The sequence below is a fragment of the Krasilnikovia sp. MM14-A1004 genome, assembly GCF_047159485.1.
In the GTDB taxonomy this organism is placed as follows: domain Bacteria; phylum Actinomycetota; class Actinomycetes; order Mycobacteriales; family Micromonosporaceae; genus Actinoplanes.
Genome location: NZ_AP038773.1, coordinates 2,321,144 through 2,342,156, shown reverse-complemented (window position 1 = coordinate 2,342,156; position 21,013 = coordinate 2,321,144). Strand labels below are relative to the sequence as shown.

Annotated in this window: 18 protein-coding genes and 1 pseudogene; 12 read left to right on the top strand and 7 right to left on the bottom strand. The window is 68.1% G+C overall.

Annotated elements, in window-relative coordinates; genetic code table 11:
• Positions 1 to 127: 127 nt before the first annotated feature.
• Both ACMCNN_RS10695 and ACMCNN_RS10690 read right to left on the bottom strand, forming a co-directional pair.
• Positions 128 to 508, bottom strand: a complete 381-nt coding sequence (locus ACMCNN_RS10695) for a hypothetical protein (protein ID WP_412746021.1) — start codon at positions 506 to 508, stop codon at positions 128 to 130.
• Positions 509 to 664: 156 nt separating this feature from the next.
• On the bottom strand, positions 665 to 907 hold the full coding sequence (locus ACMCNN_RS10690) for a recombinase family protein (protein ID WP_412746020.1): 243 nt from the start codon (positions 905 to 907) through the stop codon (positions 665 to 667).
• A gap of 89 nt (positions 908 to 996) precedes the next feature.
• On the opposite strand from ACMCNN_RS10690, the gene ACMCNN_RS10685 reads away from it, so the two are divergent.
• Positions 997 to 2,232, top strand: a complete 1,236-nt coding sequence (locus ACMCNN_RS10685) for a DUF805 domain-containing protein (RefSeq protein ID WP_412746019.1) — start codon at positions 997 to 999, stop codon at positions 2,230 to 2,232.
• A 305-nt stretch (positions 2,233 to 2,537) separates the two neighbouring features.
• Here the strand turns inward: ACMCNN_RS10685 and ACMCNN_RS10680 are convergent, their stop codons facing one another.
• From ACMCNN_RS10680 to ACMCNN_RS10670, 3 genes are all read right to left on the bottom strand, one after another.
• Positions 2,538 to 2,870 carry a hypothetical protein gene (locus ACMCNN_RS10680; RefSeq protein ID WP_412746018.1) on the bottom strand — a complete coding sequence of 111 codons (333 nt, stop codon included), beginning with the start codon at positions 2,868 to 2,870 and terminating at the stop codon, positions 2,538 to 2,540.
• A gap of 57 nt (positions 2,871 to 2,927) precedes the next feature.
• Positions 2,928 to 4,096, bottom strand: a protein-coding gene (locus ACMCNN_RS10675) for an IS3 family transposase (protein WP_412746017.1) whose coding sequence is annotated in 2 segments (ribosomal slippage) — positions 2,928 to 3,809 and positions 3,812 to 4,096 — 1,167 coding nt in all. Because the reading frame shifts where the segments join, the coding sequence is not laid out codon by codon here.
• A gap of 171 nt (positions 4,097 to 4,267) precedes the next feature.
• On the bottom strand, positions 4,268 to 5,167 hold the full coding sequence (locus ACMCNN_RS10670) for a hypothetical protein (protein WP_412746016.1): 900 nt from the start codon (positions 5,165 to 5,167) through the stop codon (positions 4,268 to 4,270).
• A 45-nt stretch (positions 5,168 to 5,212) separates the two neighbouring features.
• On the opposite strand from ACMCNN_RS10670, the gene ACMCNN_RS10665 reads away from it, so the two are divergent.
• Positions 5,213 to 5,554, top strand: coding sequence for a hypothetical protein (locus ACMCNN_RS10665; RefSeq protein WP_412746015.1), 342 nt, complete (start codon positions 5,213 to 5,215; stop codon positions 5,552 to 5,554).
• Between the two features lie 660 nt (positions 5,555 to 6,214).
• Entirely contained in the window at positions 6,215 to 7,114 is a 900-nt protein-coding gene (locus ACMCNN_RS10660; protein ID WP_412746014.1) for a hypothetical protein, read from the top strand.
• Between the two features lie 40 nt (positions 7,115 to 7,154).
• On the opposite strand, the gene ACMCNN_RS10655 is transcribed toward ACMCNN_RS10660, so the two are convergent.
• The gene (locus tag ACMCNN_RS10655; RefSeq protein ID WP_412746013.1) at positions 7,155 to 10,499 is read right to left on the bottom strand and encodes an AAA domain-containing protein; all 3,345 of its coding nucleotides are present in this window, start codon (positions 10,497 to 10,499) and stop codon (positions 7,155 to 7,157) included.
• A gap of 483 nt (positions 10,500 to 10,982) precedes the next feature.
• Here ACMCNN_RS10655 and ACMCNN_RS10650 point away from each other — a divergent pair, with 483 nt between their 5' ends.
• The 9 genes and pseudogenes from ACMCNN_RS10650 (at position 10,983) to ACMCNN_RS10610 (ending at position 18,674) form a co-directional block, all read left to right on the top strand.
• Positions 10,983 to 13,193 carry a DEAD/DEAH box helicase gene (locus tag ACMCNN_RS10650; RefSeq protein WP_412746012.1) on the top strand — a complete coding sequence of 737 codons (2,211 nt, stop codon included), beginning with the start codon at positions 10,983 to 10,985 and terminating at the stop codon, positions 13,191 to 13,193.
• A 104-nt stretch (positions 13,194 to 13,297) separates the two neighbouring features.
• Positions 13,298 to 13,846: a hypothetical protein gene (locus ACMCNN_RS10645; protein ID WP_412746011.1), complete on the top strand. Its 549-nt coding sequence runs from the start codon at positions 13,298 to 13,300 to the stop codon at positions 13,844 to 13,846.
• An 18-nt stretch (positions 13,847 to 13,864) separates the two neighbouring features.
• Complete coding sequence (locus tag ACMCNN_RS10640; RefSeq protein ID WP_412746010.1) at positions 13,865 to 14,443, top strand: hypothetical protein; 579 nt, start codon at positions 13,865 to 13,867, stop codon at positions 14,441 to 14,443.
• A 320-nt stretch (positions 14,444 to 14,763) separates the two neighbouring features.
• Positions 14,764 to 15,555 carry a tyrosine-type recombinase/integrase gene (locus ACMCNN_RS10635; protein ID WP_412746009.1) on the top strand — a complete coding sequence of 264 codons (792 nt, stop codon included), beginning with the start codon at positions 14,764 to 14,766 and terminating at the stop codon, positions 15,553 to 15,555.
• Entirely contained in the window at positions 15,474 to 16,019 is a 546-nt protein-coding gene (locus tag ACMCNN_RS10630) for a tyrosine-type recombinase/integrase (protein ID WP_412746008.1), read from the top strand. Before ACMCNN_RS10635 ends, ACMCNN_RS10630 begins: the two co-directional genes overlap by 82 nt.
• Before the next feature lie 436 nt (positions 16,020 to 16,455).
• Positions 16,456 to 16,824, top strand: a complete 369-nt coding sequence (locus ACMCNN_RS10625) for a hypothetical protein (protein WP_412746007.1) — start codon at positions 16,456 to 16,458, stop codon at positions 16,822 to 16,824.
• Complete coding sequence (locus ACMCNN_RS10620; protein ID WP_412746006.1) at positions 16,821 to 17,672, top strand: MerR family transcriptional regulator; 852 nt, start codon at positions 16,821 to 16,823, stop codon at positions 17,670 to 17,672. Before ACMCNN_RS10625 ends, ACMCNN_RS10620 begins: the two co-directional genes overlap by 4 nt.
• Positions 17,669 to 17,764, top strand: a pseudogene (locus ACMCNN_RS10615) (MerR family DNA-binding transcriptional regulator); the annotation flags it as partial. The gene ACMCNN_RS10620 and the pseudogene ACMCNN_RS10615, both read left to right, overlap by 4 nt.
• Before the next feature lie 115 nt (positions 17,765 to 17,879).
• A complete protein-coding gene (locus ACMCNN_RS10610) occupies positions 17,880 to 18,674 on the top strand; it encodes an MFS transporter (protein WP_412747131.1) in 795 nt (264 codons plus the stop codon).
• 46 nt (positions 18,675 to 18,720) lie between these two features.
• On the opposite strand, the gene ACMCNN_RS10605 is transcribed toward ACMCNN_RS10610, so the two are convergent.
• A complete protein-coding gene (locus ACMCNN_RS10605) occupies positions 18,721 to 20,598 on the bottom strand; it encodes a hypothetical protein (RefSeq protein WP_412746005.1) in 1,878 nt (625 codons plus the stop codon).
• Between the last annotated feature and the right edge of the window lie 415 nt (positions 20,599 to 21,013).

Here is a 21,013-nt window from a genome sequence, read left to right as displayed (position 1 = left end):
GCGTGGACGCGACGGTGGTTAGGCCAGTGCGACGTCCATCTCGATGACCGGCGGGTATGGGGTAACAGTTCGTGTTGCCCTCGGACACGCAGATCCCCGCGAGGCATCAGTCGTTGACGATGCCTCGCTACTCTTTCTGCTGTTGAACGCGCTGCCGAGGGATTCTTGCTTCCCGGTCGGGGGAGTGGCTGGTCGGCTGCACGGTGGTGGGTCTCTCGTGATCGGGTTCGAGCGAGATGGCCGTTGTGCGGCATTCGATCGTGACGTGGTGCGCTCGCAGGAAGTTAACCAGCCCGACTGCGTTCGGGTCCTGCCGGAGCCCTGCGATCTGCTCCAGGACGGCGGTGTTGCGGCTGGTGACGGTGTGCAGTTGGGCGAAGACCCGGGCGAGGATGATGTCTTCGTGCAGGTAGAGGTTCGGTCCTTGGCGCGTGCGGATGGGGTGGGCGCTGGTTGTGGCCGTGGCGGCACCGGTAGGCCGCGTTTCGTGGCTGAGCCGGGATTCCATGCTCCGTCCGCAGGTTCCGCAGCGCAGCAGTCCAACCAGCAGATACGTGCGGTGGGCGCCGTCGGGCGGCCGGCGCCTGGCGCTGACGGCCTGGGCGGCGACGAAGTCGGATTCGCTGACCAGTGCCTCGTGTGACGGCTTGTCGGAGATCGCCCATTACGGCGATGGGGTCAGCTTCCGCAACCCGGCCACGCCGGGCGCCACGTCGTCGGTGCGTCGCAGGTGGGTGTGCTGGCGGTTCCAGACCTGACGGCCGGTGTTGTTCGGGTTGGCCAGGATCGCGGCCACGGTACGCAGGTGCCATGCCTCGCCTGTTCGGTGCGGGTTCCGGTCGACGGCGGCCCGCTCGCGGCGCCGCTGTTGCGCGAGTTTGTACGGGTCATGTCGCTGCGAAGGCACGGACCGGCTCGCGAACGTTATTTCGCCCACGATGACAGGCGTGGACCGGCCCTCGCGTCGTAGCCTGACGGACCCATCAAGGAGTCTGGATGAAGTACTACCTGTCAACGATACGTAACTATGCGAACTTCGACGGCCGTGCGGGTCGCGCCGAGTACTGGTGGTTCCGCTTGGTCGACGCCCTGATCCACGCCGCTCTCCTGGCACTGGCCATTGTGGCGAGCCAGCTGTCGCACGACCGTGCGCCCGCGATCGGCATAACCCTAACCGGGTTGTTCTTTCTGTACGCACTCGCCATGGTGCTGCCGAACTGGGCCGCCAGCGCACGGCGTCTGCATGACACGGATCGTTCCGGAGCGAACCTGCTCTTCGCCCTGATTCCACTGTTCGGGGGCATCGTCTTGCTGGTCCTGCTCAGCTTGAGCGGCACGCGAGGCCCCAACCGGTACGGTTGGGACCCGACGATGCCGCCGGACGGTTACCAGCCGGGATCCGCTGCGCTTCCACCCGGTGCCGTTCCGGCCGCCGCGACGTTCGGCCCGAACCTGCCCGACCCCGCTCAGCGCTACATGCACGCGCCGGCGCAACCCTTCATCCAGTCGAAGCCGAAGTTCCTGGTGCGGTTGATCCTCGCACCGGTGCTGCTGCTCGCCGCGTGCATGTTGGGCGGCCCCGCCTTGATCGATCTGGCGCGCAGCCACTCTGACGACGGGCAGTCGACGACATCGGGCAACGCATCCAGTCCGCGTAGCGACGACTCCGCCGTTGCCCGCGACGGTGCGGCGAAGGTGCGCGGGGTAGCCACCCCGGGTTCGCGCCGCAGCACCTACCCGGTTCGGCAGATCTCCGATCTCACGCGGGTCTGTGACGGCTGGTACTACCCGCAGGCCCCGCGGTACACCGGCCTCGCCCCGCATCCGATCATCACGGCGTCCCGCAACCGGCTCCTGAACGACACGTGGATGGCGTCGGAGAACTTCCAGACGCCGGAGGCTGCTTGGCCGCCCGCCAAGAAGGCGTGGCAGCCCAGCGATCCGACTAAGGTCGGGGTCGTGGCGTGCGCGGATCGGATCGCGACCCGGTCCACCGTCCGCACCTGTCACGTCGACTCAAAGCCACCGGCCGACGTGACCATGAAACAGGCCGTCTTCAGGGTCACCTTGTACGAGGTGGCCACCCGCAACAAGCTCATGCAGACCCAGGTGACCGGCGACGACGAAGACTGCGGGCCGATCCTCATCCTCGTCGACCAGCACGATCAGACGTATACCTCGGTCTCGGACCGACAGATGTGGGAGACGCTCAAACGATACGTCGAGCAGTGAGCAGACCCAGAACAATCGAGCAGCCCTCCACCGTCGTGGCCTGGACCACTGTCGGGCACCACGCGCTCGACCGCTGGACTACCACTGCCATGGGCGCCGCAAGCTTACGTTCGGCTGGGGAAGGATTGGCAGATAGCGCTGGTGAAAAAGCGGTTACCGACTCATCACAGTTGATGGCAGCCGCTATCGCTGCCCGGAGAACCCCAGCGCGGGCCTCTGCCGTTCACGTGGGCAGGCCGGTGGCCTGCCCACATCAAGTTGCGCGCCGCCGCACCCGTCGCCGATCTGGGGCGACTTTGGTTACCTCAGTAGCGACCGAGGACTCGGCTGGCAAGGTCGCGATTGTGGTAACGGCTATAAGTGGTCTTGTGCTTGATCAGCTCCGTGGATAGTTTGCGGGCCGCGAGGCCGAGTGTCGACGGATGGTCTGGATAGCCACCGAGAGCGCAAGTGACGGCGGCTAGGCTTCCTTCAACGTTGAGTTGGTCGTCGCCGCCAGCTTGATATTCGGTTGGGACAACGGACAGGTTGCTGCCTTCGAGATCCTTTTCTAGGTTGAAACCATTTCCAGAAACGATGACGAACGCGTGGGGAACGTCATCATCGGATTCCGGCTTGAGTACGACGAAGGTCTCCATGTTGTGCATGGATATGCATGAGAACGGGTCTGCTGCACCGGTAGGTGACAGGTGTAGTCACGCGGCCTGACTGGCCGGTGGGGTCATGATGGTCTCGAACTCGACAGGGGTCAACCGGGCCAGTGACCGTTGGCGTCGGCGGCGGTGGTAGGTCCGTTCGATCCAGTTCACGATGGCGATCCGCTGCTGGTCGCGGGTGCGCCATGGGTGTCGGTCGAGGACGTTGTTCTGCAGCAGGCCGAAGAAAGACTCCATGGCGGCGTTGTCCCCGGCGGCGCCGACCCGGCCCATCGACCCCACCATCTGGTGCCGTTCGAGGGCCCGAACGAATTTCCGCGATCGAAATTGCGACCCGCGGTCGGTGTGAAGTACGCAGCCGGCCAGGTCACCGCGTCTGGCAGCGGCGTTGTGCAGCGCTGCCACGGCGAGGCGGGACTTCATCCTGCTGTCGATGCTGTAGCCGACGATCCGGTTGGACCAGACGTCCTTGATCGCGCACAGGTAGAGCTTGCCCTCACCAGTGTGGTGCTCGGTGATGTCGGCCAGCCACAGCCGGTTCGGGCCCTGGGCGGTGAAGTCACGGCGCACGAGGTCGTCGTGCACCGGTGGGCCGACCTTGGTGCCCTTGCCGCGACGTTTGCGCTTGCCGAAGGAGCTCCACCAGCCGTTACCCGAGCAGATCCGCCACGCGGTCCGGTCCGCCATCGGCTGCCCCGCGTGGCGGGCCTCGTCGGCCAGGAACCGGTACCCGAACTCCGGATCGTCGCGGTGGGCGTCGACGAGCGCGTCGGCCCGGTACGCCTCGATCACCTCGGTGTCGGTGACCGGGCGGGCCAGCCACCGGTAGTACGGCTGACGAGCGATGTTCAGTACCCGGCACGTCACCGCGACGGGGATCCCGCCGGCGGCCAGCTCACTCACGAGCGGGTAGAGCCTTTTCCCGGCAGGTTCGCCTGCGACAAGTAGGCGGCGGCCCGGCGCAGGACCTCGTTCTCCTGCTCCAGCAGCTTGTTCCGGCGTCGCAGTTCCCGCAGCTCCGCTGACTCGCTGCGGGTCACGCCCGGTTTGGCGCCCGCGTCGACGTCGGCCTGACGCAGCCACTTGAACAACGTCATCGGATGGACCCCGAAGTCCTTGGCGATCTGCTCGACCGTCACACCCGGGTCACGCTCACGGGCGACCCGCACGACGTCGTCGCGGAACTCTTGGGGGTAGGGCTTCGGCACAGGGACATCCTTCCAGCTCACCCACAGGGCAAGCCATCTCAGATGTCACCTACCGGTGCAGCAGACCCGTCCGCGACGGGGATCCTCCATGTCGGCCCTTTCACGAGGTTCGGGCGGAGAGGCCAGCCAAGAACCGCAACGACAAAGTCTGCTGCACAGTGCGGTCAACGGTCACTGCGCCGACAGCTCAGGCTGCTCGCCTGGGCAAATCCATTTGTTGTGGCGCAGGTAGAGCTCCGCACGGCCCACGTGGAGCCTCGCGGAGAAGTCGCTTCCACGGTCGATGGCGGTACCGGGAAGGGGATGCCCTGCCAGGTCGGCGGTAACGCCCGCGCGGCGGCAAGCGCGGATGATGTCGTCGCTGCTGGGGCCGCAGCACCATTCGAAGACCACGTCGGTGCTGGAGTGGCTGTAGATGTTGGCGCTTCCGTGGACCTCAGCGATCGTCCGGATCAGGCCGGGCCGGCGGAGAAGCCGAGACCCGAGGACGTTGCGATGTTCGAGCCAGCCGTCGGGGCTGGATTGGGCGAGGCGTTCGAAGTAGCTCAGATCCCGGTGTTCCTCCCGTGTCAGCCGCGGAGCGGTGATGAGCCGGCACGCGCGTGTGGCAACGCCGGGGCGGGTGCGGTGCGGGATGGCTGGGGCGGGTGCGGCGACGCGTACTTGGGCGCCGGTGTCGAGGTCGTGCAGGGTCCACCAGCCGTCGTCGGTGTTGGTGACGCGGGTGCCGGAGGCGCCGCGGATCCCGCCGTACGCGCGGTCGTGGTAGGGCAGGAGCGCGGCGAGGAGGTCGTCGCATATGCCGGCTGCGGGGAGGATGTCGAGGCTGGTGGTGTCGGCCCGGACGGCGGCGATGCCCCAGGGGGCGCCGGGCGGTTGCAGGTTGTCCGGGAAGGCGTCAATGAGCGCGAAGGTGAGGCGCGCTTCGAAGGCGCGCTGGTGTGCGCAGTGGGCGTCCGGTACGGGGTTGCGGCGTTCGCAGTCGCGGGTGCGGGCCATGTGCAGGGCCTGGCTATGGCTCATCCCGGTGAGGGCGCGGGTGAGTTTGGCGGTCTGCTTCTCGTAGCGCATGTCGGGTCCTTGGGCGTACCCGGCACGCGTGCAGATCGACATGGGTTGGGCAAGGGCAGTGCGGTGGTCGGGCGGTACGCCGCGCAGAGCGTTTGCTTCGGGTGCCTGGCGGCCGCCGGGTGGCCGTGGCTGAAGCCTCAGGCGTCCGCAACGCCTCGTCGGCAGACTACGCAGGATCGCGAGGCCAGCGAAATCAAGGGCCGTTCGTTCACCGGAATGGCTGACGACCGGAATTCGCCGATATCGGGGCGCCGCTCGATCCCGGCGCTCGAGGGTACTGTGCTGGGTCTGGGTGTTGTTGCGGCGCCGGATTCGCTGTGCATGTGCCAGGCGACGCGCTCGGCGCAGAAGCCCGTGATCGAACGAATCTGGTATTTGGTGAGGTGACCAGCACGATCAGTTCGCCGCGCTCCCGGTGTTGGCTTGGTGTTCCTGGCGGCCGGTACTGACCGGGCCGGCGGCGATGGTCGGCAACGACACGGCGCGCAGGACCAGGGCGGCGTAGGCGGCGACCATGGGCGGTAGGCCGTGAAGAATTCGTTGCGCAGGTCCGCGGCCCCACGGGCCGGCGAGTAGCCAGTTGACGAAGTACGCCCAGGACTCGTCGAGGCGAGATCTCGAGGTTTGGTGAGCACGGCGTAATGACCAGGTAGCCGCCGATGGTGTTGGCGGTTTCAGGGCGGAGGATGCGCTCTACGACCGCCCGATTCGAGTAGAGGGAAGCCTCAGCGGGCGCCGTGCGGGCGCCCGGTGCGCGGGGTCAGGGTTCTTCCTTGCATCACACGGTTGCAGCCGCGTACCGTCGGGTGCGGACGTCGGCTCGTGACCGACCACTGTAGTAGCGATCTGCCGCTTGATGTTGCGGAGCCCAACGATCGGCCAGTGATGCCGATGGGCTGAGACCCCGTCTGCGGCACTCCTCATTCTGATGCGACCTACGCGCTGCTGAGCCGGCTGTTCGCTTCCGCTCGCCCATCCGTGGGCATGCCCGTTACTGCCAGGCGGATGCCTCGGCGGCGGCATGCCCATCATCCGAGGAGTCAACCGATGGTCTCGTTCGCATTCCGTCCAAGTCCCGAACCGCCGGCATCGAAGCTCTGGCTGACCGGCCGCTTCCCGCACCGCGGAGAGCTGGTCGCGGATCTGCGTCAGCGCATCGGCCGTGCCCCTCATCCGATCACCGCCTGCCCGCCTGATCCGCGGCACTTCGGTCTCGCGGTCGAGCGGACCCTCGCCCTCGACCTGTGCGACGCGCCGCCGTACCCACAGCTGTTTGCCAACCTGCCTGAGCCCGCGCGCCACAAGTTGCTGACCATCGCCGGATACCACTCGCTACAGGAAGCACCGGAGCTTTCCTGGAGGAGAACCGGTCGAGGCGTCACCGGAGCCCGGCTGTTCACGGTCGGTAGCCTGCTCACCGATCTTGACTACGTCCTGCGGCAGCTACGTCCGGGGACCCCAGATGAGGGCTGCCGGGCGCTGCGGGTTCCGCTGCGTCACCGCGAGACCATCGCGATCCACGTCGGGGCTATACACGCGGCCAGGCCGGCGTTCCGGCAGTTCTGGGCCAGCTATTCGGGCGGCTTCCGTGCCGCGCTGCTGGGCTATGGTTGCGTGACCGCCGGGCTCGCCTTGCTCGGCGGGCTACGGGTCGCCGACCTGCTGGCGGGCACGACCCTCGTCGAACTCAAGACCGGTCATCTCGACGACACGTGCCAGTTCCACGATTTGATCGACCAGGTGCTCACGTACGCGCTGCTCGCACCGCTCAGCGGCTTTCCGGTGACGGCGGTCGTTATCTACCTTGCCCGCCATCACGTTCTGGCCCGCTACCCGGTCGATGCCCTCACCACCGGTCTCGCCGGCCAGCCCATCGACCTCGCCGAGGCTGGCCGCGATCTCGCCGCGCTCATACTGGCCGAACAGGCGCGCCCAGCCGCCACCTGAACCCGCGTTGCGCTTCGTCCGAGCCGGATGCCGAGCTCAGCTACCGGGGGTCTCGGCTCTTCTCCATCGGCGTCGTCCATCCGCAGGGCGTCGGTTCTCCGTCGCCTCCGGTGTCGCCGGTGGGTGCGTAGCAGCGCCAGTACCAGCCTTGTCGGACGGTGCGGCGCAGCGCGATCGTGGTCGCGCCGCATTGGCCGCATCGTGGTGGTCGGGCCATCGCGTGGGCTTGTTCGTGTTTAAGCAGTTTTCGGGCGAAGTATTCGCCTTCCATGACGAGCATGACTTCGCGGGTGTCGCGCCAGGACAGGGTGTTGAGGCTGCCGAGCAGGACCAGTCGTTCGTCGATGACGACGATCTTCTGGTGAAGCTTGTAGACCTCCACCACGGTCGGTACTACCGCTCGTAGCGCTTTGAGTTGCTGCTGAAGTGATGTTCGGCCTTGGAGGTCATCGCTGGGGTCGCGAACGAAGACGACGATCTTCACCCCGAGCGTTGCCGCGGCGCTGAGCGCAGGTAGCACCCTTTCGAGTCGCTTGCCGGTCCAGGGCGCCCACAGCCAGAGGGTTTGCTTCGCGGAGCTTAGGTGGGTGGTGTAGTTCGCGTAGAACTCGCGTTCGTCGTGGATCGCGGTGATGCGTACGTGCTGGGCGAGAATCTCGGCGAGTTCTTGGCCGACCGTGCCGAGGCCGGCTGATGTGCGTTTGTCGTTGGGGGCGGGGGGAAGGCCGATCAGCTGCCGGGCGGGGATGGTGCGTATCTTCTCGAGTGCTGCCACTGCGGCGAGTGCGGTGCCGGGTGCTGCGCCGATGATGGCGTTGCGGCTGCCGATCAGGTAGAGGCGGTGTCGGGCGCGGGTGATCGCGACGGTGAACAGGCGTAGGCCTTCTCGTCCGAAGGCTCCCTGGTTCGGGCCTGCGGCGGCCATCCATCGTGGTGTGATGCCGTCTTCGACGAGGTCGAACACGACGATGGAGAATTCGCGTCCTTGGAATCGGTGGGCGGTGCCGACGTCGGTCGGGTTGTTGCCGCCGTGTTCGAGGTCGCGGAACGCTTCGAGGGTTGTTTCCGCCTGGAGCTTGTAGGGGGTGATGACTCCGAGGTCTTCGTCGCGCGTGTGGTGGTAGTCGGCGAGGACGCGGGCGGTGAGCACTCCGATGGGCCACCAACCCGACTTCGGCCCGGCGGCTCTGACCTCGGCGAGGTCGTCGATGTCGTCGGTGTCGATCAGGACGATTTCCGGGTCGTCGGCATCGTGGTCGCGAATTCTGGCGCCGGCGGTGAGCTGGCCGTCGTAGGCGACGGTGTTGGCCAGGCCCATGATCTGTGGCCCGAATCGGTGCTGGACGTCGAGGGTGGTGCAGCCGGGGTGGGCGCGGGCGTCGGCGGCGATGGTGATGCCGCAGAGGGCGAAGATGTCCCGAAATAGCCAGCGGCGTATCTGTGGGTCTTTGTTGTCGTTGATGGGGCCGGTGATCACGGCGCCGAGTTGCAGGAAGTCGCCCAGCAGGACGGCGGTGGTGTGGGCCAGGGAGACCGCGAGCAGGATTTCGGGGATGGTCGCGGCGCTGACTTCGTCGATGAGGACCACGTCGTAGGGGCCTTCGATGAGGGCTTTGCGTGTGCGCAGGCGGGCAAGGGTGGTGGCGATCACGGTGGCCTGTTTGATGAGGGCTGCTTCGGCGTCGCGGCTTAGGCGTTCGAATTCCTCTTGGACCTCGGCGTGCTGTTGTTCGAGGCGCTGCCGCTGGGTGTCCGCGCCGGCGGCCTCGGCGCGCATGACGACCAGCTGCGCGTGCCGGCCGGGTAGGTCGTCGCGGGTGGCACGTTCGACGGCGACGCGGTCTGCGTCGCTGGGGCGTGGTGTGGCTTCAGCAGCTGCCAGCTCGGCTCGGGAGGCTTTCAGGCGTTCGTCCAGCCGCGCGAGCCGGCCGGCGGTGGTGCTGCGGTATGTCTGCGCCTTTTCGAGGGCGGCATGCCGCTGGCCGATCTGCTCGTCTGTGTAGCGCACCCGGGCCTTCAATTGGGTGATCTGGGCGGTGATCGTGGCGTGGACACGGTTGAGTAGTTCGCGGTTTTGCTGGTCGCGGCGCTCGGCAGCGTGCGCGTCGGCGAGTTGGGTACGCTCGCGGTCTTCGAGGGCGGCGATCGTGTGCCGGTTGCGCCAGCGTTGCAGCTTGGAACCAGCCTGAGCCGCATGCAGTTCGGCGGTGATGCGGTCGGCTTCCGCGCGGGCGGTCATGGCGGTCACGCTGATCTGGTCGGCGGCGGCCTGGGTCGCCGCCCATTCGCGGCGCAGGTCGGCGATGCGGCCGAGGCACTGGATGGTTTCGTGGGTTTCGGTGACCGCTGCTTGCGCGGCGCCGACCAGGTCGTCCGCGTGGGCCAGAGCAGCTTGGCCGCGCTGGTGTTGTTGGGCAGCCTGGTGCACGGCTTCGGTGAGTTGAGGGATCTGGTCGGTCGTCTCGATCAGGGTGCGCTGCCGGGCGTGCTCGGCGGGGTCGAAGCCCGCGAGTGCGGCTGTTGCCGTGGCGAGGTCGTCGGCACGGCGCCGCAGAACCAGAAGCTGCCGGGTGAGATGGTCGCGGCGCTGTTCGACTTCGGTGAGTCGGGCGCGGACCAGGTTGGTCAGCGATATGTCGGGGTCGGTGGCGATCTCGCGGAGGTGCGGTGGTCCGACGCGGAGGATTTGGCCTGGCTGGTGGCGGCGGTGGCGCAGGACGCCGGTCAGGGCGTTGTCGACCGCGACGTTCGTGGCGGAAACGAGCAGGACCCGCCGGCCTGCGGCAGTCAGGGCGCTGATGGCTTCGCTGAGTACGCGGGTCTTTCCGGTTCCGGGTGGCCCCCAGACCAGCCGTACGCCGGGGGTGAGGCAGGAGGCGTAGGCCTCGCGTTGCGCGGGCGTGAATCCGGCAAGGTCAATTTCTTCGGAGGGAGCGGCGGCGAGCCGGCCGGCGACGAGGTTATGGGCCAGGCCGGAGTCGCCGATAGTGCGTAGGCCGTCGCGTAGTTGAGTCAGCAGGTAGGTCGCCGGCTGGCGCTGCTGCCAAAGGTAGGCGTCGTCCAGTTTGACGAACTCCGCGACCCTGACTCGTAGCCGTCGACCGTCGAAGACGATGTCCAGGGGTACGTGTCCCTGACCTGGCTGTGGCGGGGTACGGCCGGCCAGGCGTAGTCCTTCGGCGCGGTCTGGGTTGAAGCTGGTGTTACGTAGGTCGACGGCGTACCAGCCGAGGTCGGGTTCCGGGCGCGCGGGCCCGACCTTGGTGAGATGCGGGCGGCCGGGGCGTGGTCGTTGTTCGCCGGTATCGCCGCCGTCGGCCTTGATCCAGGCTTCGACTGCGGCGCAGACATCGTCGCGCCAGTCGGGCAGGGCGCACCTCCGCACACGAAGAACTCAGCGGAGCGTATTCATGCGAGCACTCAGGGGTGAGGTTATGTCCAATTCCCGACGTAATGCTTGACTCGCCTCACTTCAACCGATCAGGCACGTCGCACCGAAGGCCCGCAGCCGTGGCGGCCGTCCATTCACTCACTTCACCCCATGAGAGCAATTGGCTACCGTGTGCAGGGTGTCGTACCCTCAGGCCGGTCCGATCCTTCTAGCTCAGACGCAGCGAATGTCGCTGGGCGACGGCCGCATGCTCGCGGCGGACCATGAGCTGAAATGCCACTGTCCGACGACGATCTCGACCGCTGGGTGGGCTGCGCGTGCTGGCTTCGCCGGTGGTGAAGACCGAGCCGCCGCGCCGTGCACCCGGGGACGCCCCGCCGCCGTCCTCGGCACGATGACAGCAGTGCTCCAGTGAAGAGGGTCGAGGCCGATTGACCCCGGGCACGTCCCGGCGGCGTTACTGAAGCGGAGCGGCGCATGAACACAGCCGAATCCCCAGACGTCACGGCGTTCTTCAGCCGTCGCGAAGCGCGGCGGCTGATCGTCGATGCGCAAGGGTTGTACCGCGACGCGCAGCACCTCGGTGGCGTCCCGGACCGGCTGACGGCCGAACTGCGGCAGCAGTATGGCCAGCTGCGCGCGGCGCTGGTGCAGCAGCGGCTCGACACCATGCCGATCAGCGACCTGCGGCGCTTCTCCGCTGGACGGCTGAACGGTCAGAAGGCGCTCGCCGCGGCCAACTACCGCACAGTGGGAGCCGTCCTGGCCGCCGGGGAACACCGCCTGCAGGCGGTGCCGGGGCTGGGCGCGCCATCGGTGGCGGCGATCATCAAGGCTTCCGTATCGGCGCAGGCGGCAGTCGCCGAGCAAACGGTGGTGCGGCTCGACGCGAGCAGGCCGACGCCTGGTCACACCGCGCTACTGCGGGGTCTGCGGGAGCACATCACCGGAGTGCGGATCGTTGCCGCCGCCGACGAGCCTCGGCAGCGGCTTCTCGGCGTGCTGCCGCCGGCCATGTCCGCGGCGAGACGAGGTGGGCGCGTGTGGCGGCGCTGGTTCGCGGGCGACGCAGCCAAGGCCCGCGACCAGCAGGCGCTACGGGAACTCGCCGCGCTGCTGTCCGGTCCCGATACCGCCGCGTTGGATGCGGCGTTCGCTGAGCTGCGGGCGGCCGGCCAGGAGGCGCGGCAGGCGCCGGATGCCGAGGTGTGGCGGGACTTCGCCCAGGCGGCCGCCTTCTATCAGACGCTGCTGGCGGCCGTCGACGGTAAGGCCGGCGTCGGGCAGGCGCAGACCGGTCACGTTCCGCAGCTGGTGGCACAAGCCGCGGAACGGGTGGCGCTGGACGTTCGCTTGTTGACGGTCCGGTTGCGGGCGTATCAGGTGTTCGGCGCCCAGTACGTGCTCTCGCGTGACGGCGCGATTCTGGGTGACGAGATGGGCCTGGGCAAGACGATCGAGGCGATCGCGGTGATGGCGCACCTGGCCCGCTGGGGCAGGTTGACGGCAGTGGTGGTGGCGCCGGCGAGTGTGCTGGTCAACTGGCTGGCGGAGATCGCCGCGCACAGTCGCCTACCGGCGACCAGGATCCACGGGCCTGGCCGGGAGCAGGCATTGGAGGAATGGGTGGCTGGCGGTGGTGTGGCGGTGACGACCTATCGGATGCTCAGCACGATCAGTCTTCCTGCCGGGTTCCGGTTCGACCTGCTCGTCGTGGATGAAGCGCACATGATCAAGAAGCCGTCGACCGGGCAGTCCCAGAACGTCGCTGCTCTGACCCGGCACGCGGACCGGGTGTTGTTGCTGACCGGCACGCCGATGGAAAACCAGGTGACGGAGTTTCGCAACCTGGTGCGGTACGTCAATCCCGGGCTGGCGGACCGGCTGATCCCGGACGAGAAAGAGTTCGTTGACCCGATCCGGTTCCGGGAGAAAGTGGCCGCCGTCTACCTGCGCCGCAACCAGGAGGACGTGCTTCAGGAACTTCCCGGGCTGATCGAGACCGACGACTGGGTCGAACTCGATTCCGTCGAAGCCCGGGTGTATGCCGACGCGGTCGCCCGCCGGCATTTCCCGGACATGCGGCGCGCCGCCTACACGCCGCAGGCCGGTGCCCGGGGCGCAAAGATCGTGCGGCTGCGGGAGATCGTCGCCGAGTCCGCGGCCGACGGCTGGAAGGTCGTCGTCTTTTCCCAGTTCCGGGCAGTCATCGACCAGATCGCGGGCGCGCTCTCGGGCTCCGCGCAGATCGTGCTGACCGGTGATACGTCGCCTGCTCGCCGGCAGGAGGCCATCGACCGGTTCACCGCGTATGACGGGCACCAGGTGCTGATCGGGCAGATCGACGCGATCGGCCATGGTCTCAACATTCAGGCAGCGTCGGTGGTGGTGATTGCCGAGCCGCAACTCAAACCGTCGACCGAGGACCAGGCGATCCGCCGCGCCTACCGGATGGGTCAGCCGCGGACGGTGCGGGTGCACCGGCTGCTGGCCAAGGATTCGGTCGACGAGCGGCTCGAGGACATCCTGCGCGCCAAGCGGCAGTCGTTCCGGGCGTATGCGCATGAGAGCACCGCGAAACGGGCCTCGGCCAGTGCGACCGATCCGCGGTTCGCCGACGAGGAAGTCGGCAGGGTCGAGCAGGAACGGATCATCGACGCCGAGGCCCGCCGTCTGTACCCGATGTGATCGTTTTCGCGGATGCCAGCGGTCAGGAGACCGCGGCGGTTCTCGCCGCCGATTTGCCGCCAATAGGGGTCCTGATTCACGGGTGAAGAGGAGACGAGGACAGCGTGGACGCCGAACTCGAGCGGGCATTGAAACAGTTGCGCGAACAGGCGAGCACCCATGTTGGCCGCTGGTCGAGCCGGACGCCGATCCGGACCGCCCTGTATCACCTGAGCCGCGGGCGGATCGACAAACGGCCCCGGTACACCCTCGGCGAGTTACCCCGGTTGAATAGCCCCTGGCAGGACACCGACTCCGGCCGCTACTTCAGGTGGCGGTGCCGGCAGGCGAACCTGCACGGTGACGAGGCGTTCGTCGTGGAGTACATCGTCTGCCCGCACTGCGCCATCGGCTGGGTCGACCGGCCCTACACCGACGAGCGCTACCAGCGGCACGGACTGGCAGCCGCCGGCTTCCGAGCGCTGCGCGCCGAGCATCCGAAGGTACGAGCCTGGTACGCCGCCAGCGGCCACATGCCGGACTCGAAGGCGTTCTGGGCGGCGGTCGGCGCTGGCATTCCCGGCGGCTACGCCTCCCAGGAACTGTGCCTGCACGTCGCTCATGACGGCGGGCTGCTGCCCGGGTGGGCGGTGAAGCGGCCAAGCCGACGCTGACGGAGGCAGAGCACAACCATGGAAGCTGATCTCGAACGCCACCTGCAACAGCTGTGCGAGCAGGCGACGAGCCACGTCGTTCGTTGGCCGGCCCGCGAGTCGATCTGGACCACGGTCTATCACCTGAGCAGGGGCCGTATCGACCGGCGCCCGCGATACACCACCGGGCAACTGCCGAGATTGAACAGCCCCTGGCAGGACACCGACTCCGGCCGGTACTTCGGGTGGCGGTGCAGGTCAGCGAGCCTCAACGGCGGACAGGCCTTCGTCGTGGAGTACGTCATCTGCCCGCACTGCCAGATCGGCTGGGTCGACAAGCCTTACACCATCGAGCGATATCAGCGCGGCGGTCTGGCCGCAGCGGGCCTGCGGGCGCTGCGCACCGAGCATCCCGGAGTCGCCTGGCACACCGGCAGCGGACATGCGAGTTCGTCGAAGGCGTTCTGGGCGACGGTTGGCGACGGTGTCGCAGGCGGCTACCAGCCACGCAGTCTGTGCGCGCACGTCGCCCGGCACGGCGGCCTTCTTCCACGTTGGCTGCTCAAGCAGAAGGAACGGGAGCGTCTCCGGGAAGGCAAACGCCCGGCGGGCAGTTAGCACGACGGGTCACTAACGCTGCAACCTGGCCGGTTGCCCTGCAGACGGCGGACGGGCCGACTACCGGGCCGGCCGACTGGCTGAGCGCGATGACCTATGACGGACCGGCGCGTCGTAGCGAATGAGTGCTGGGGTCGTGGCAATGGTCCGGCGCAGGATCGTGCGGCCATAGCATCCGTTCACGACGGTGCCGTCGGAGGAACTTCACCTCGCTGCGGATTTCCTCTGCGTCAACTGCCCGTAGGCCGGATCAGCCGATCGAGGGCTGACACCCGGCCGAGGTTGCATCACCAGGGCCAAGGCCCGAGAACATCGTTGTCATGGCTGCGATCACGTTGCGAAACAACTCGTACTGCGTGCGCTGGCAAGCCGGACGCGCCGGCCGGCGGCAATGCTGCACGTTCCGCGGGCCGTCAATGGAGATGGCGCTGGCCGCGAAGACGCTCGCCGAGTCCCGGCATCACCGGATCACCAGCAGCGAGGTGTACGCCGCCCTCGACCCCAGGCTCATCATGCCGCCGTCTGCCCTCCCGCCGTCCATGACGCCGACCCTGCGCGACTGGATCGACCGGTGGCTCACCCTCAAGATCGACGTGGCGGCGTCCACGCACGCCGAGTACACGCGGTTGCTCAACCATCGGGTGATCGGCGACCTGGGCCACCTGCCCGTCGACCTGATCTCCCGGTTCGAGCACCTCGACCCGTGGAAGGCCAGCCTCGCGAAGGACCTGGCGGCAGCCAGTGTCCACAAGCACTGGGCCGTGCTGAGCATGGTGATGCGCGACGCCGTGCCGCACTACCGCCCCGACAATCCCCTCGACCGGCCGCAGGGACACCGCGGCAACGGTCTACCCCGGCTCACGCCGTACCAGGCGTGCTTCCTGACCATCGAAGAAGCCCAGATCCTGCTCGACGCCTGCCCCGAGAAGATCCGCGGCCTCATCCAGGCCGCGTTGGGCACGGGAATGCGCCTCGGAGAACTACTCGCCCTGCGCGTGGGGCAGTACGGCTCGGCGGGCCGGGTCCGGTCGTGCACGTCGAGCAGACCCTGCACAACGACGGGCACTTCGACACCCCGAAGACGGCGGCCTCCCGACGCTCGATCAGGCTGACGGACGGCCTCGCCGAACTGTTCGAACAGCTGATCCGCCGGCGGCGTCGAAGCGATCTGGTGTTCTCCGCCCCGAACCGCGGCCCATGGAACGCCAACAACCTGCGCTCCCGCTTCTGGTATCCCGCAATCCACGCGGCACAGCAATGCCCAGACCATCCATCGCCGCCGCCTCCAGACCGCAGACACAAGACCGGAACATCAACCTGCGACTGCGCCACCTACCTCTACCAGCGGCCACGATTCCACGACCTACGACACTCACACGTCGCGTTCCTGATCGACGCCGCCTGGGACTTCTACGCCATCCAGCAACGACTCGGGCACGCCTCCATCAAAACCACCTTCGACATCTACGGCCACCTGCTCCCCTACGGCGACGAACAACACCTGTCCCGTCTCGAACTGCGGCTACCCGCAACAGCATGTCGTCCGGAAACGAAACACGTCGGCGACCGGCTTTGACCAGACGGCCCAGCTGCTCGCCTGGCAGCTGCGCGACGCACCGGCTGACGTCGTGAGGTGGTAGTTGCGCGGCCAGCCGCCCATGCGCCGCATTGGCCGATGTTCCAGCTCGTGCTCGTCCCCTGCAGCGTTACGCCTGACCTGCGGGAAGGCCCTGGTCGCCATCACCCGATCGCTGGTCCCCGTCATGCTTGACGGTACAGAACCCGCTACTCGCGCTCAGGGCTACGCCTTGGCTGTCGAGGCTGCGGAGTCGTCGTTGACGGCCGAGGCCGAGTAGGCCCGTACAGGTCACCGGCCCAGACAAATCATCGGCTCCGTCGATCACCCTGCCCTCGCCACACCACCTTACGGCGTCCTAGGAACCTGGGCTGAAGTTGTCATCCACGTAGAGCGACGAGACCAAGTTTTGCTTGCCCCACCGGGTCAGGGCCGTGTGCGCCTGGGTCCGTACGAACAAGCTGCTGAGCCTCCTGAGGCGTGCACGCTGCCCACCGCCGAGCGGCCGCTGCGGCTGGCTGAGTTCGACGATCTGTTCGCCGCCGCTGTGCGCCGAGTCGACCGGGTCAGCGTCACCCACGCCCGCATGTACCTGACCGGCCCGGCCGGGCTGGCGGATCGGGTGCGGGAACTGACCGCGCGTGAGGCCGAATGCTGCTCGTTCTTCACCTTCACCACCACCCCGCAGCCGGCGACCGGCGGCGAAGCCGTGCTGCTCGACATCGAGGTCCCCGCCGCGTACGCGGACGTGCTCGCGTCCCTGGCCGAGCGCGCGGGCGCGGTCTCGGGCGGGGCGACGTCGTGACCGGCGAATTGGTGGACCTCGCCGACCTGGCCGCCCGGTCCGGGGTGCCCGTGCCGCGGCTGCGGCAGTACGCCGAGGTCGGGCTGCTGCCGCCGGCCCGCCGTGACGGCGACCGGCCCGGCTACCCGCCCGCCGAGGTGGACATCGTGCGGATACTGGCCGGCGCAGAAGACCTCGGCCTCGACACGGACACCCTTGGCGCGCTGGCCGCTGTCTGGCGTGACGGGGATTGCGCCGGCACACGGCGGCACCTGGCCGCCGCGGTCACGGCCCGGCTCGACCAGGTGCAGGCCGACGTCGCCGTCCGAAACCGGCAGGCTGTCGAGGCCGGACCGGGAACCACCGGCTGGGCGGAAAAGATCGGCGAGAGCGCGTCACTATCCGAGGACGCGGCCCGGTTGCAGGCGGTGTCGGCCGCGCTGACCGTCGCAGCGCATGACGGGCCGTGCGGGGATGACTGCGGGTGTATTACGGCGCTGGCCGTTGCTGGCACGACCTACCAGTTCCCGCACGACGAAGGCACCGGCGAGGCGGGGCTGGCCTGTGATCTGGTCGCTGATGGCGGCGAGGTACGCGACCGGATCAGCGTGTGGCAGCAGGTCCTCGGCCGCGTCGAGCACCGCGCTCCACTGCCGGACACGGCCGACGGGGTGGCGCTGCGGTTCCCGTTCGACGTCGACCTCGCGGGCACGCTGGGCCGGCTGGCCGCCGCCGAGTACCGGTGCTGCTCGTTCGGCAGCTACACCCTGGTGGTCGACGGTACCGGCCTGCGCCTTGAGATTCGCATGCCCGCCGAGGCCGCCGGGACGCTCGCCGCCGTCGTCGGCCTCCCGGAGACGAAGCGATGAGTGTGGAACGGCCCGGCTTGCGTACCGGGGAGGTGGCGGAACGGGCCGGCGTCAACATCCAGACTCTGCGCTATTACGAGCGCCGCGGACTGGCTGACCGAACCACACCGGTCGAACGGCGGGCACCGGCTGTTCCCGCCCGACACCGTCGCCCTGTGATCAAGGCGGCGCAGCGGCTCGGCTTCACCCTCGAGGAGGTCGCCGACCATCTTCCTGCCACTGACCGGCCGGCTCGTCGAGCACTACGGCTGGCGCGGCACCCTGCTGATCCTCGCCGCCATCCACGCCGTGCTCACCGTGCCGCTGCACGCGATCGCAGTACGCCAAGCCCCGCAACGGCAGCAACCACCGGCCACGGCCCCGCCAATACCGGTACGCACCGTCGTCACCGACCCCGGCTTCTGGCTGCTGACGGTCAGCTTCACGGCCAACACCGCCGCTGTCGCCGTCGTGACCGTGCACCTGGTGGCCGCGCTCACCGCCTGGGGGCACCCAGCGGTCTTCGCCGCCACCGTCGCCGGCCTGTTCGGCGTCCTGTCGGTCACCGGCCGGCTGGTCACCACCGGCCTGCAACACCGCTACCGGACCACCTCGATCGTCGCCGCGATCTTCGCCGTTCAAGGCATCGCCGCAGCCACGCTGCCGGTGCTGGGCCGCAACACGGTGGCCGCGGTCATCGCCGTGACCGGGTTCGGGCTGGGCTTCGGCGTGGCGACCATCGCCAAACCGGCCCTACTTGCCGACCGCTACGACACCCGCCGCTACGCCACCATCGCCGGTCTCGTCGTCGTCCCAAGCACCATCGCCAAAGCCGCCGCCCCGCTCGCCGCCGCCTGGCTGCACGGCGCGACGCACGGCTACGGCGGCGTGTTCGCCGCCACCGCACTCGCCTGCCTCATCGCCGCGGCAGCGTTGATCGCCTTGCCAGCCACCGCAACGCTGCAGGCCGCCGACGACTCCGGCCTCCCGGTGTCCGCATCCCACGGCGGCCATCACCAGTAAGAGCAGCCACCTCACGGCCCGGCACGCTGTCCCCCGCCGACGCAGGTCAGCCTTCGGCGAAGACCTCGTCGGCTCGGTCGTCAGCGTCGATCGCGTGCAAGATCGCGGCCGCCGCATAGGCAGCCGCGGAGACGAGCCGGTGAACGGGCCACTCAGGTGGTAGTTCCTCACGCGCCGAGACGGCGTTGAGCACCGTCTGCGCGTCAGCAGCCGGTCCGGTGGCGTCGCCGAGGACCTCTCGAGGGTTGCCGTGATCCTGTGCGAGCTGCAGGGCTTTCTGCACCCAACCGGCGGCTCTGGTACGTGCGGCCGGTTCCAGCCGAGGGTCGTCTCCGGCCAGTCCGGGAAACTCTGCGATCAGGCCGGCCACCGCCATCGGCGAAACCTGCGCGGCCAGGCAGAGCATGGTCGCGCGGATCGCAGCGTTGTCGTTGTCCCGGTGCAGAATCGTCGCCGCGTGCATGGCCGGTTCTACCAGCAGGTAGTGGGTGACGGGTCGCCATGCTGCCGCCTGGGCTTGCTCTGCGCGGCGCACATCGTCGGCTGTTCGTACCGCGGTCCCGGTGACGGCCAGCAGGAGCCGGATGCGTTTCGCCTGCCCGGGTCGGTCATCGAGGATCTGTTCCAGCGCGGCGTGCATGTCGTCGTACGCTTCCCCGACCTCGTCGGAGTCCTCCCCCTCGGTTTCTGCCAGCGCCTCGGCGAAGGCATCGATGTGCTGGCGGAGGCGGGCGGGGATCCGCTGCTGCGCCAGCGCTGCCGTCAGTTGTTCATGGCCCGCCATCACCATGGTCGCGTAGAAGATCTGGTGGAAGGCAGAGGCATCCTCAGCAACGTCCGTGATGAGCGTCCCGGCGGCTCGGGTTTCGAGCAGGTCAGGGTGGCGGATCGCCAGCCAGACGAGGACGTGCGCCGCGCCGGCGACATGAACCTCGGCGGCGTCGTCTTCGGCGGCGGTCTCGTTGTCGTCTGCCTCTTGCTCGGCGAAGAGGGAAACGATCTCGTCGACGCCGAGTTCGTCCAGGACCTGCCACGGCCCGCTCAGATCGGCGAGCGGCGCGCACAAGGTGGCCGTTGCCCGGACTCCGGCCCACAGCAGGGTTCTCAGTTGACGGTTGCTGCGTGCATCGGGCCCCTCGGGTGGGTCGTCGTCGGGTACCCGGTTCCATTGCAGGTCATGCGCCTGCATGAAGTCCTCGACGAGGACGTGGCCGCGCATCGCGTCGTCGGTGTACCCGTCACTCTCGTCGTCGCTGCCGGTCGCCCGCGCTCGCCGCAGAAGATCACTTGCCAAGGCGAGGTCACCCGAGCCGTGCACGACGAGTTTGGCTGGTGAGCCGCGCCGGCTCTCCAGCCGCGCAGCGCGGATGAGCAGGACGCCGAGCGCGTGCGTCAGCACGTTCCCCCAAGGATGCTCGACGGATCCGGCCACGACGTCCTCGGCGCGGTCACCATATGCATGCTCGGTAGGGTTCCACATGGCCCGGACGGCGACGGCCAGCAAATATTGCCCCGCCAGCCCCTGCAGGTTCTCGTCGAGCAATTGCGACAGTGGCCAGCGCGGCCGAGGGTCGGTTTCTTCGCCGGCCATCGGGGCGAGCCAGTTGTCTTCGTCGTAGGGCTTGTCGAGCTGAGAGATCTCGAGCCCGATCGGAGTGTATTCCAGCAGAGCCGGGCTCCAGGTGGTGAGATGCTGGGCTAACGCGGCAACGACGATTGATGCCTGCATGAAGTCGTCGCAGTCCAGGACCACCAGAATGATTGCCCCGCCGGGATATCCCAGGACGCGGTAGTCGAGGATGTCCCCGCCGGAGGATTCGCCATCGCGAAGCTCGTCGTCGGACTCGTCGTCGTGGACGGAAACTCTCGGTGCTTCCCATCCGTTCCGGACGGCATCGGCAACGGCATCGATCAGCGTGGACACGCCGCCGTCGTCGGCTTCAGGGCCGGAAATGGTGACTCGGCATAGGTACGGCAAGACCACTCTCCCCTGCTGGCGATAGCAGCGTCGGACGACGCAGACGGGCCGTCATCGGCTCACGACGTTACCGGTTCGCCGCGTCGGGGGCTCCCCCGCGGACTCCACCGGTAGATCCCAGGGGGCGCTGCGCCTCCTGGGCGGGAGTGAGAACGTCACGGGCTGCTCGTAGGGTTGCGCCATCCGAGCCGCGAACGCGTCCTGAGTGAGGGCGGCCGCCGTCCGGTTGATGCCCGCCATTCGGGTGGGCAGGAAGGCAGACGGGGGTGAGGGCTCTGGTTGATGGTGCGACTACGGCATTGGTGAGCTCGGAGTTCGCGACAGAATCCGCCGGTGTCGTCGACACGTCGCCTTCCCCGTT